General features: G+C 63.5%; 13 protein-coding genes. 9 read left to right on the plus strand and 4 right to left on the minus strand.

All coding sequences use genetic code 11. The features are described from left to right. Positions 1-243 precede the first annotated feature (243 nt). Positions 244-1212, minus strand: a complete 969-nt coding sequence (cbiB, locus tag AC0L3I_RS36140; protein ID WP_473530131.1) for an adenosylcobinamide-phosphate synthase CbiB — start codon at positions 1210-1212, stop codon at positions 244-246. On the opposite strand from cbiB, the gene cobD reads away from it, so the two are divergent. Continuing rightward, on the plus strand, positions 1211-2260 hold the full coding sequence (gene cobD, locus AC0L3I_RS36145) for a threonine-phosphate decarboxylase CobD (protein ID WP_473485380.1): 1050 nt from the start codon (positions 1211-1213) through the stop codon (positions 2258-2260). The two genes, cbiB and cobD, sit on opposite strands and share 2 nt — an antisense overlap. Next, positions 2257-2766 (plus strand): tyrosine phosphatase family protein, encoded by a 510-nt coding sequence (locus tag AC0L3I_RS36150; RefSeq protein WP_473485381.1) that lies wholly within the window; start codon positions 2257-2259, stop codon positions 2764-2766. The genes cobD and AC0L3I_RS36150 overlap by 4 nt, the downstream gene beginning before the upstream one ends. 273 nt (positions 2767-3039) lie before the next feature. On the opposite strand, the gene AC0L3I_RS36155 is transcribed toward AC0L3I_RS36150, so the two are convergent. Beyond that, on the minus strand, positions 3040-3858 hold the full coding sequence (locus AC0L3I_RS36155) for a creatininase family protein (RefSeq protein ID WP_473530132.1): 819 nt from the start codon (positions 3856-3858) through the stop codon (positions 3040-3042). 156 nt (positions 3859-4014) lie between these two features. After that, positions 4015-4398: a RidA family protein gene (locus tag AC0L3I_RS36160; RefSeq protein ID WP_473530133.1), complete on the minus strand. Its 384-nt coding sequence runs from the start codon at positions 4396-4398 to the stop codon at positions 4015-4017. Between the two features lie 255 nt (positions 4399-4653). On the opposite strand from AC0L3I_RS36160, the gene AC0L3I_RS36165 reads away from it, so the two are divergent. The 7 genes from AC0L3I_RS36165 to AC0L3I_RS36195 are packed head-to-tail and all read left to right on the plus strand — an operon-like array spanning position 4654 to position 11210. Next, positions 4654-5658 carry an ABC transporter substrate-binding protein gene (locus AC0L3I_RS36165; RefSeq protein WP_473486625.1) on the plus strand — a complete coding sequence of 335 codons (1005 nt, stop codon included), beginning with the start codon at positions 4654-4656 and terminating at the stop codon, positions 5656-5658. Positions 5659-5667: 9 nt separating this feature from the next. Beyond that, positions 5668-6498 carry an ABC transporter ATP-binding protein gene (locus AC0L3I_RS36170; RefSeq protein WP_473486624.1) on the plus strand — a complete coding sequence of 277 codons (831 nt, stop codon included), beginning with the start codon at positions 5668-5670 and terminating at the stop codon, positions 6496-6498. Next, a complete protein-coding gene (locus AC0L3I_RS36175; RefSeq protein WP_473486623.1) occupies positions 6485-7336 on the plus strand; it encodes an ABC transporter permease in 852 nt (283 codons plus the stop codon). The genes AC0L3I_RS36170 and AC0L3I_RS36175 overlap by 14 nt, the downstream gene beginning before the upstream one ends. 1 nt (position 7337) lies before the next feature. Then, entirely contained in the window at positions 7338-8645 is a 1308-nt protein-coding gene (locus tag AC0L3I_RS36180) for a cytosine deaminase (protein WP_473530134.1), read from the plus strand. Beyond that, a complete protein-coding gene (locus AC0L3I_RS36185; protein ID WP_473530135.1) occupies positions 8645-10042 on the plus strand; it encodes an FAD-binding oxidoreductase in 1398 nt (465 codons plus the stop codon). Before AC0L3I_RS36180 ends, AC0L3I_RS36185 begins: the two co-directional genes overlap by 1 nt. Continuing rightward, positions 10042-10623: an NAD(P)H-dependent oxidoreductase gene (locus AC0L3I_RS36190; protein WP_473530136.1), complete on the plus strand. Its 582-nt coding sequence runs from the start codon at positions 10042-10044 to the stop codon at positions 10621-10623. The genes AC0L3I_RS36185 and AC0L3I_RS36190 overlap by 1 nt, the downstream gene beginning before the upstream one ends. Next, a complete protein-coding gene (locus AC0L3I_RS36195) occupies positions 10623-11210 on the plus strand; it encodes an NAD(P)H-dependent oxidoreductase (protein WP_473530137.1) in 588 nt (195 codons plus the stop codon). The genes AC0L3I_RS36190 and AC0L3I_RS36195 overlap by 1 nt, the downstream gene beginning before the upstream one ends. Before the next feature lies 1 nt (position 11211). Here the strand turns inward: AC0L3I_RS36195 and AC0L3I_RS36200 are convergent. After that, positions 11212-11529 (minus strand): glycine cleavage T C-terminal barrel domain-containing protein (locus AC0L3I_RS36200; protein ID WP_473530138.1); only part of this gene is annotated, 318 nt, incomplete at its 5' end.

The raw sequence follows: 11529 nt of genomic DNA on the forward strand, positions 1-11529 counted from the left end.
CACAACCCTCGCCGCCGCCCCATAGCTTCTCTCCCCACTTTCGTGGGGCGAGGAACCCAAGCTGGAATGAAGCCGCGCTCCGGCACACCCCCTGCCTTGGCGGCCACAGCTATTTTGTTCTGGCTTTGTGCCGGCAGTTGTGCTAGTAATTTCTGCATGGTGCTGATTTGCGCCAGCGACCCGCCCCTGAGGCGGGTTTGTTATTTTAGCCGATCTTCGACCGGCGCAGGTCTGGTCTGGGCGTCACGCAGCGATAACAATCACCGACAGCAAGCCGAACAGCGCGATCAGCAGAAAGTCGGCTACCCGGTAGAGTTTCAGTGCCCGCCTGATGTCGACACTCTCGGCATCGCGGTGGCCGCCTTCGCCCATGAATGCATCGTCGACCATGACGCCGTCATAGGAGCGCGGCCCGGCGAGCGCCAACCCGAGCGCGCCGGCCATCGCGGCCTCAGGCCAGCCGGCGTTGGGCGAGCGGTGTTTTTTCGCGTCGCGCAGCACTGTGCGCCAGGCGTTGCCGGCATCGGCGTCTTTGACGAAGAAGGCGGCCAGCACGATGAGCAGCGCGGTCAGCCGCGACGCCGGCAGGTTGATCAGATCGTCGAAGCGCGCTGCCGCCTGGCCGAAGGCCTCGTGGCGCGGCGTGCGGTGGCCGATCATCGAATCGGCGGTGTTGGCAGCCTTGTAGGCGACGCCGCCGGCCAGCCCACCGACGCCGATCCAGAAGACGGGCGCGACGACGCCGTCGGAAAAATTCTCGGCCAGGCTTTCGATCGCCGCGCGGCAGACGCCGGCTTTGTCGAGCTTTTTCGGATCGCGGCCGACGATCCGTGAAACGGCAGCACGGCCGATGTCGAGCCCGCCATTGTCGAGTCCGTCGGCCACCTGCTCGACATGCTCGGTCAGGCTCTTCTGCGACAGCAGCGATGTCGCCAGAATTGCCGTGAGGACCAGTCCGGCTGGAATGCCCGAAAGCACGGTTTCAACCGCGAAAGCGATGGTGGCCGGCACCAGCACGATGATCAGCAGTGCATCAATGCCGCGCCGACGACGGACGGCGTCGGAATCAATGGCGCGGTTGAGCCTGCGGTCGAGAAAGGATATCAGCCTACCGAACCAGGTGACGGGATGGCCGATGGCGCCAAGCAGCCAGCCCGGGTAGCCGACAGCGAATTCAACAACCAGTGACAGGAAAGCGATCAGGATCGACATGAAGTCTCTTGATGGAGCGGCGGCAGTGTTGGATCACGGCGGAAGCCTTGGCCGGGCGTTGGCGCTTTTTCCCAATGCGCCGCAGCCCTTCGTCGACCTCTCGACCGGTATCAATCCGCACTCCTACCCGTTTTTCGAGCCGCCCGCCACCGCTCTGTCAAGATTGCCGGAAGCTTCGCGCGCCCGTGAGTTGGCCAACGTCGCGGCAAGCGCCTATGGCGCGCCATCGGCAGCGAATGTGGTGGCGGCACCGGGCACGCAGATCCTGTTGCCGCGCGTCGCCTCGCTGGCGAGCCCCGGCAAGGCGCTGGTGTTTGGGCCGACTTATGCCGAACATCAGCGGGCAGCGGCGATCGTCGGTCATGCGGTGATGGAGGTCGACGATTTCGAGGCCCTGGCAGGAGCCGACCTCGCCATCGTCGTCAACCCCAACAATCCGGACGGGCGCGTCATCGAACGCAAGAAGCTGCTTGGGCTTGCCGGAAGATTGCGCGCCAAAGGCGGAGTGCTGGTCGTCGACGAAGCCTTCATGGATGTCGGCCCGCGCGCGGAAAGCCTGGCCGGCGATGTCGAGCAAGGCAGCATGGTCGTGCTGCGCTCCTTCGGCAAGTTCTTTGGCCTCGCCGGCCTGCGGCTTGGCTTTGCACTGGCCGACGCGCTGACAGTCGAACGGCTACAGGCGCAATTCGGACCGTGGGCTGTTGCCGGACCGGCGCTCGAATATGGCATCCGCGCGCTTGCCGACGTGGATTGGCAGGTCGAGATGCGGCGCCGTCTGGCCGAGGATGCCGCGCGGGTCGATGCGCTGTTCGGCCGCTTCGGCGTTGCTGTTGCCGGCGGCACCACGCTGTTCCGCTATATCAGGCTGGCGGACGCCGCCGGTTTGTTTTCGGTGCTTGGCGAGCGCGGCATCCTGCTCCGCCATTTCTCCGACCGGCCGCATGTGCTGCGCGCCGGGCTGCCGGGCGGGGACGAGGAATGGCAGCGACTCGAATTGGCTCTTGCCGACTGGGCGCAACAACGCGACACCAAGGAGATCAAGCAATGATCCATGTCTGTTCGCTGTCAAAAGTCGAGGAAACCGTCGCGAAGACCGGCGCCGAGCGGCTGCTTTCCCTGCTGGCCGCCGGTACCGAGGTGACGCGGCCGGCCTCGATCGCCCGGGAAAACCATCTGCATCTGGTCATGCACGACATTGCCGTGGCGCAAGAGGGCATGACCATGCCGGGCGAAATCCATGTCCGCAACCTGCTCGATTTCGCGCGCCGATGGGATCGGGCGCGGCCGCTGGTCGTGCATTGCTATGCCGGCATCAGCCGGTCGACCGCCTCGGCCTACATCATCGCGGCAGCACTGGCGCCGAAGCGCTGCGAGGTTGAATTGGCCGAGACGCTGCGCGCGCTGTCGCCGACGGCGACACCCAATCCGCGGTTGGTTGCGGTCGCCGATGCGCTTCTTGATCGCAACGGCCGCATGATCCGCGCGATCGAGGCGATCGGGCGCGGCGCGGAGGCCTTCGAAGGCACGCCTTTTGCGTTGAAGATAGACGGCTGATTCCTAGTCTTGAGGACAGTTGTTTGAGCCATCAAGCCACCAAGCAACCGAGTCCTAATCGTGCTGCGATCGCTGCAGGTATTGGCGACGTCGGCCGCTGCCCCTCATCTGCCTGCCGGCATCTTCTCCCCGTATAGTGACGGGGAGAAGGGGCTGGCAGCAACGCTGGCGCCTTTCGTCAACGCTGGCGATTGGCGAAACCGTCGATGACAGCGTCCCTCGCCCCGTTTACGGGGAGAGGATGCCGGCAGGCAGGTGAGGGGCGGCGCGGCGCTAGCGGGGAGCTTCTTTCGCCAGCCAGTCGGCCAGCTTCGCCTTGCGCACATCCTTCAACAGGCTGATGAAACCGTCAGCCTGATGGTTGGCGGTAAGCCTGCCTTTTTCGGCCGTTGCAATGCTGGCGTCGCCGACCACGCCGTTCGGGTTGAGATCGGTGGCGATCCAGGCGAAGGCGTGCGTTCCGGTGTGGCGCAGCAGCGAAAATTCCTTTTCAGCGCGGGCGACGTTGGACACGAAATTGTCGGCCTTTGCCATGTCGACCAGATCCGGCCGGAAATGCAGCATCAGCGAGGTCTCGACGTCGCCGCCATGGATGCCGTGGCGGTCCTCAAGCTCTGTATACATGCCGGCCGGCCGGCCAAAGCGCTGCCAGCTTGTCTTCACCGCCAGCATCTTCGCCCGCACGCGCAATTCGCGGGTGATGATGCCCATGATCTCCTCGTTGCCGCCATGCGAGTTGACGACAATCAGTTTCCTTAACCCGGCCCGCGCGATCGACAGGCCAAGCTCGGTCCAGGCCTCGATTAAGGTCGCCGGCGGCAGAGTAAGGGTTCCCGGCGCATGCAGGTGCTCGTTCGACTTGCCCACTGCCTGGACCGGCAGGATGCGGATGTCGAGATCGCCGGGCAGGCGAGCGATCACCGTTTCGAGCATGCCGTTCATGATCGAGGTGTCGGTCGAAACCGGCAGATGCGGCCCGTGCTGTTCGATCGCCGCCACCGGCAGAACCGCGATCGTCGCCTCCGGATCGATGGTGGCGTATTCGGTGGTCCGGTAGTCGCCCCACCACACGCGTTTGTTTGTTCCGGCCATTTTGAACCTCGAAGATACGGAATGCTCGTCTGCGCTGCCCCTCACCCTTACCCTCTCCCCGTGAAGGACGGGGAGAGGGGGATTGCCAGGCGGACGAGGGGCAGCACCAGCCTTTGTCGTGTAACTTGAGATCACTGGCCTGTCGATTCTCAGCCTTCACCCTGCCGCGATGATCTCGATCTCGACCTTGAATTCCGGCCGGGCGAAACCGGAGACGATCATCAGCGTCGAAGCCGGCGCCGGGCTGGTGAACAGGCGGTCGCGAACGTCCATATAGGGTCGCAGGAAGGCGCGGTCGGTGACATAGGCGTTGATGCGGACGATGTCGGAAAGTCCAAGCCCGGCGTCGCCGAGAATCGCGGCGATATTCCCGAAACAGAGTTCGGCCTGTGCGCCGGCATCCTCCGGGATCTGATCGTCCGGAGTGATGGCGACCTGGCCCGAACACAGCACCAGCCGTTTGCCGGGCGGTACCTCGACGCCATGGCTATAGCGGGCGAAGGGCGGCTTGATCGACTTCGGCGTCAGGAATTTGAACATGGAAATCTCCAATCTGATGTGAGCCTAAAGCCGGATTGGCGGCCCCCTCAAGATGCAGTGCATGCTATCAGGGCGATTGTGGACAGGCGTTCAAAAAATAGGCACGATGCCTTCGGTACAGCATGACCCGTCCGGCCTTCGCGCACGACTGTTGCGCAGGCGGGCGGTCCCGGCGATGGCATGTGTCTTGCTTCTTTGAACCGATGGTGTCGAGCCCGGCGCGTGGCGCGCCGGAGCCAATAAAGGGTGGTGTGGATGGACGGAAAATTTAAGATCTCGGCGGGTGCGATCGTGCTGCTTGCCGCAAGTACGCTGAGCGCAGCAGCGAACGAGAAGGTCACCTTCGGCACCAACTGGCTGGCCGAACCGGAACATGGCGGCTACTACCAGGCTGTGGCGGACGGCACCTATGCGGCGTGCGGCGTCGACGTGACGATCATGCAAGGCGGCCCGCAGGTCAGCGGCCGGCCGCTGCTGCTCGCCGGCAAGATCGATTTCTATATGGGCGGCAATTTGCTGTCGGCGTTCGACGCCGTGCAGCAGGGCATTCCGATGCGCGTCGTGGCCGCCGACTTCCAGAAGGATCCGCAGGTCATCATGTCCCAGCCTGGCCAGGGCCTGGACAAATGGGAGGATCTGAAAAACGCCGAGCAGTACATCCTCGGCGACGAGGGCGCGCAGACCTTCTTCCAGTGGATGGTGACGGAACTCGGTTTCGATGCCGCCAAACGCGTGCCCTACACCTTCAATCCGGCGCCCTTCATCGCCAACCAGAAGTCGATCCAGCAAGGCTATGTCACCTCGGAGCCGTTCGCCGTCCAGAAGCAGGGCGGTTTCACGCCGAACCAGTTCCTGCTGGCCGACTATGGCTGGGACACCTATGCGACCACGGTCGAGACCATGCAGGAGACGATCGACAAGCGGCCCGAGGTCGTACAGTGCTTCGTCGATGGTTCGGCCAAGGGTTGGTACAGCTACCTCTACGGCGACAACAAGGCCGCCAACGAGATGATCAAGAAGGAAAATCCGGATATGACGGATGAGCAGATCGCGTTTTCGATCGAGCAGATGAAGAAATTCGGTATCGTCGATTCCGGCGACACGGAAAAACTCGGCATCGGCGCGATGACCGACGCACGCATCCAAAGCTTCTACGACAAGATGGTCAAGGCCAAGGTCGTGCCGGCCGGCGTCGATATCAAGAAGTCCTACACGCTGGCCTTCGTCAACAAGGGCGTCGGGCTCGACCTGAAGAAATAGCGCTCAGGCATGATGCAGGAGAAAGTGGCGCAAGCGCCGGCAAGCGCATCGGGCAAAGGTCCGATGCTGCTGGCGCTGCGCGGCGTCGGCAAGGTCTTTTCCAACGGCGTGACAGCGCTCAGCGACGTCGACCTGACGATCAGGGAAGGCGATTTCCTCAGCCTTCTCGGCCCGTCCGGCTGCGGCAAGTCGACGGCCTTGCGCCTCATTGCGGGTCTGGCGACGCCGACCTCCGGCCTGCTCGACTGGCGCGGCAGCAGCGCCTTCGACCGCTCGAATATCGGCTTCGTCTTCCAGGAGCCGACGCTGCTGCCCTGGGCCGATGTCTTCGACAATGTCTGGCTGCCGCTGCGCCTGAAGGGCGTGTCGCGAGCCAAGGCTGCGCCGGCGGTGATGGAGATGCTGGCGCGGGTTCACCTGACCGGCTTCGAGAATGCCGTGCCGCGCGAACTGTCCGGCGGCATGAAGATGCGCGTCTCGATCGCCCGCGCCATGGTGACCAAGCCGCGTATTTTGCTGATGGACGAGCCGTTCGCGGCGCTCGACGAGATCACCCGCTTCAAGCTCAACAACGATCTCCTGGAACTGTGGCAGGACGAGCGTTTTACCGTCGTCTTCGTCACCCACAGCGTCTTCGAAAGCGTTTTCCTCTCCAATCGCGTTGTTGTCATGGCAGCGCGACCGGGCCGGGTATTCAGGGAACTTGCCATCGATGCGCCCTATCCGCGCAATGAAACCTTCCGCACCTCGCCCGATTATGCCGCGCTCTGCCGCCAAGCGTCCGATGTGCTGATCGGCGCCATCAACTCAACCGCCGGGCCCCATCATGACGGCCATTGAAGAGCAAACTCTGACACTCGACCCCGAGGAGGCGCGTCGCGTGCGCCAGGAGCGGCTCGAGCGGATTGGCCGATGGGTGCTGCCGCTGGCGATCATGATCCTGGCGATCTGGCTGTGGGACCGTATCTGCGTCTGGAATGGCATCCCGAAATATATCCTGCCGCGCCCCGGCGTGGTGTTGCAAACGCTGTTTGACGATGCCGGGCTGCTGTTCTCCTCGCTGCTGGTGACGCTCAGGATCACCTTCCTCAGCCTGCTTCTGGCCGTCATCGGCGGGGTCGGGCTGGCGGTGCTGTTTGCGCAATCGAAATGGGTCGAGATGTCGTTCTTCCCGTTTGCCATCGTCCTGCAGGTGACGCCGATCGTCGCGATCTTCCCGCTGATCAATATCTATGTCGACAACCAGACGACGAAGCTCCTGCTGTGTGCCTGGATCGTCGCCTTTTTCCCGATCCTGTCCAACACCACGCTTGGCCTCAACTCCGTCGACCGCAACCTCCGCGACATGTTCAAGCTCAACGGCGCAACCCGCTGGCAGCAATTGCGCTACCTGCGCCTGCCGGCAGCGATGCCGTATTTCCTCGGCGGGCTGAAGATCGCCGGCGGCCTGTCGCTGATAGGCGCGGTGGTGGCGGAGTTCGTCGCCGGGGCCACCGGCCAGTCGTCTGGGCTTGCCTCGCGCATCATCGAGGCCGGCTACCGGCTCAACGCACCGCGGCTGTTCGCGGCGCTGATCCTGATCTCGTTCACCGGCATTCTGATCTTCCTGGTGCTGTCACTGATCTCGCATCTGATCCTGCGGCGCTGGCACGAGAGCGCGCTGAAGCAGGAGCGATGAAATGTTGGAGATACCGGCCTCTGGTCCTTATCATCTCACCAACGCCCGGCTTCATGCGTCCCTGACGCCGGGACTCTCCGCTGCCTATGACAGCGATGGGTTTGCGCTCGCCGACATCGCCGTCGCCGACGGCAGGATTTCCAGCATTATCGCGCATCGCCAGTCCAATACACCCGCAGAGGCCGTCGACCTCGGCGGACGCATCGTTATGCCGTGCTTCGTCGACTGCCACACGCACATCGACAAGGGCCATATCTGGCCTCGAAAACCCAATCCGGACGGCACATTCATGGGCGCGCTGAACGCAACCGGCGCCGACCGTGTCGCCCGCTGGAGCGCCGACGACGTCGCCCGCCGCATGGATTTTTCACTGCGCTCCGCCTATGCGCACGGCACCAGGGCACTGCGCACCCATCTCGACAGCGTCGCGCCGCAGGAAGAGATCTCCTGGCCGGTGTTCGAGACGATACGGGAGAAATGGCGTGGCCGCATCGAACTGCAGGCGGCCTGCCTGCTCGGCATCGAAGGCGTGCGCGACAAGAAATGGTTCGAGAGACTGGCCAAACGCGTCGCTGCGGCCAAGGGTGTGCTCGGCGTCGTCACCTATATGCTGCCGGACCTGGAAGAGCTTCTCGACCAGGTGTTCGCGGAGGCAATCAAGCATGGCCTCGACCTCGATTTCCACGCCGACGAGACCGATGATATTTCGGCGATCTCGCTGAAGAAGATCGCCGAGGCGGCCCTGTGGAACGGTTTTGAGGGAAACATCCTTGTCGGCCATTGCTGCTCGCTGGCACGCCAGCCCGATCTCGATGTGCTCGACACGCTGGACAAGGTGGCGAAGGCGCGGCTTGCCGTGGTGTCGCTGCCGATGTGCAATCTCTATCTGCAGGACCGGCGCGGCGACAAGACCACGCCGCGCTGGCGCGGGATAACGCTGCTGCACGAGATGAAGGCGCGCGGGATTCCTGTGGCCGTCGCCTCCGACAACACCCGAGACCCGTTCTACGCCTATGGCGATCTCGATATGCTGGAGGTCTACCGCATGGCGACGCGCATCCTGCATTTCGATCACCCGGTCGGCGACTGGCCGCAAGCGGTGACTTCGACACCAGCCCAGGTGATGCGGCTCGATGGCTTCGGCACGCTCGCCGCCGGCGGTGCTGCTGACTTCGTCGTCTTTAGGGGACGGAACTGGACGGAATTGCTGTCGCGGCCCGAATCGGATCGCATCGTCGTACGCGAGGGTCGCGCCATCGAACGCTGCTTGCCCGATTATGCCGAACTCGATGATCTGATGGTGGAATGATGGACCTGGCTGCCCTGAAACGCGATCTCGACGGTCTGAAGATCGACGACCATCCGGCGATCGTCCAGCAGAAGAGCCGCGACTTCTACTGGTACAGTCCGGTGCTGAAGCTGCAGCTCGACCATGTCGCCGGCGACATGATCGTGACACCGATGACGGAAGACGAGGTGATCCGTGTGCTTGCCGCTTGCCACCGGCATGGCGTTCCGGTGACGCCGCGCGGCAGCGGCACCGGCAATTACGGGCAGGCGATGCCTTTGTCCGGCGGCGTCGTCCTCAATCTCGCCGAGTTGAATGCAGTCAAGACGATCGCGCCCGGCCGCGTCGTGACCGGACCGGGTGCGGTCCTCGCCGAGATCGACAGAGCGACGCGCGCGCATTCCGGCCAGGAGCTGCGGATGTCGCCATCGACCTACAACACGGCGAGCATAGGAGGCTTTGTCGCCGGCGGTTCGGGCGGTGTCGGCTCGATCCGCTGGGGTGGCCTGCGCGACCTCGGCAATGTCATCCGGCTGCGGACCGTGACGATGGAGGCGGAGCCTCGCATCATGGACCTTACCGGCGAGGAGGTGCTGAAGGTGATGCACGCCTACGGCACCAATGGCATCATCACCGAGGTCGAGATGCCGCTGACCGCTGCTTACGACTGGATCGACGTCATCGTCGGCTTCGACGACTTCATGGATGCGGCCGGCTTCGGCAATGACCTGGCCATCCAGGACGGCATTCTGGCGAAGCTGATCACGCCGATCGCCGCGCCGATCCCCTATGACTATTTCAAGCGGCATCAAAGGTTCTTCCGGCGCGAGCAAAGCATCGTCGTCTGCATGATCGCGCCGCAGGCGATGGACGCCTTTGTCGCCCTCACGGGACGCAGCAAGGGCGACATCGTCTTCCGCGCCGACAAGGAGGCCGATCTCAAGGGCCTGCCGCCGGCCTATGAGCTGACCTGGAACCACACGACGCTGCGCGCTATCAGGGTCGACCCTGATATTACCTATCTGCAGACCCGCTATCCTTCGCCGGATCACCTCGCTTACGTCAAGGCGATGATCGACCGCTTCGGCGACGAAGTGCCGACACATCTCGAATTCATCCGCTTCGACGGCGCGATCGGCGTGGCCGGGCTGCCGTTGGTGCGCTTCACAACGGCGGAGCGGCTCGACGAGATCATCCGCATCCACGAGGACAATGGCTGCTGGGTTTTCAATCCGCACCGCTACACGCTGGAAGAGGGCGGTATGAAGCAGACGGACGAGGTGCAGCTCGCCTTCAAGCGCGAGACAGACCCGCAAGGGCTGCTCAATCCGGGCAAGATGATCGCCTGGGAAAACCCGGACTACGACTATCGCTCGGGCAAGTCGTTCCTGTTCAAGGGGTTGCAGAAGGCGGGGTGATGAACATCCTCGTTCTCTACGCCGATCCGGTCGAGACCAGCTTCAATGCCGGTTTGCACAAGGTGATCGTCGAGCGGCTGACGGTCGCCGGCCACGCGGTCGACGACTGCGATCTCTATGCCGAGAATTTCGATCCGCGGCTGACGCGGGCCGAGCGGCTCGGCTATCACGACGAGCGCGGCGCCGGTGATCCGGCAGCGCCCTATGTCGAGCGCCTGCTGCGGGCAGAGGCGCTGGTGCTGTCGTTTCCGGTGTGGAACTTCGGCTATCCGGCGATCCTGAAAGGCTTTTTCGACCGCGTCTTCCTGCCTGGCGTCTCGTTCAAGCTGGTCAATGGCAAGGTGCAGCCGTCGCTGCACAACATCCGCAAGCTGGCGGCGGTCACCACCTATGGCGGCAGCCAGTTCCACGCCATGCTGATGGGCGACCCGCCGCGCAAGCTGGTCAAGCGTGTGTTGCGCGCCGCGGTCAAGCCAGGTGCCTCCGTGTCCTATCTCGCACTTTATTCGATGAACCTGTCGACCGATGAAACGCGGAAGAGATTCACAGCGAAGGTCGCGGCCAGCATGGAAGCGTTCTGATGCGGGTCCTGGTGGTTTACTGCCATCCTGTGCCCGAAAGCTTTTGCGCCTCGATCCGGGATAGTGCCATCGAGGTGCTGAAGGCGAGGGGCTGGGAGGTGCGGCTGCTCGACCTCTATGCGGAGAATTTCGATCCGGTCATGGGCTGCGGCGAGCGACGCTCCTACAATGAGCACGCCCCGCAGGATCCGGCGCTCAAGCGGCATATCGAAAATCTCAGTTGGGCCCAGGCAATCCTCTTCATCTATCCGACATGGTGGTATGGGCTGCCGGCAATGCTGAAGGGCTGGCTCGACCGGGTCTGGGCGACCGACGTCGCCTTCCGGCTGCCGGCCGGCAAGGGGCGGATCCAGTCGCTGATGAGGCATGTGACGAAGATAGGGGTGATCACGACCTGCGGCGCACCGACCTGGTGGAGCGTCGTCGTCGGCCAGCCGGGACGCAAGACAATCCTGCGCGGCATGCGGGCGCTCTGCGCCACCCGCTGCAGGACGTTCTTTCTGGCGCACTACCTGATGGACTCATCGACACCGAAGACGAGGGCGGCGTTTGTGGAGAAAGTGCGAACGAAGCTGGAGCGGTTTTGAGCTACATCCGCACCCGTTCCGACTTCGGATCATACATCGGCTTCAGCGATGCCTCGGCGGCGAAGCGCTCGCCTGCGATTTCGATCGCGTAGGACGACGACAGCACATCCGCCTCACTCTCGCCTTGGCACGGCACGTAGCCTAGGCCGATAGCGCCGCCGATATGATGGCCGTAGTTGCCCGAGGTGACCGGGCCGACAATCTTGCCGTCGCGCAGGATCGCTTCGTTGTGGAAGAGCAGCGGTTGCGTGTCTTTCAGGCGGAACTGCACCAGCCGCCGGTTCAATCCGGTTTCCTTCTTCCTCAGCACGGCATCGCG

The organism is Mesorhizobium sp. WSM4840 (assembly GCF_055811755.1).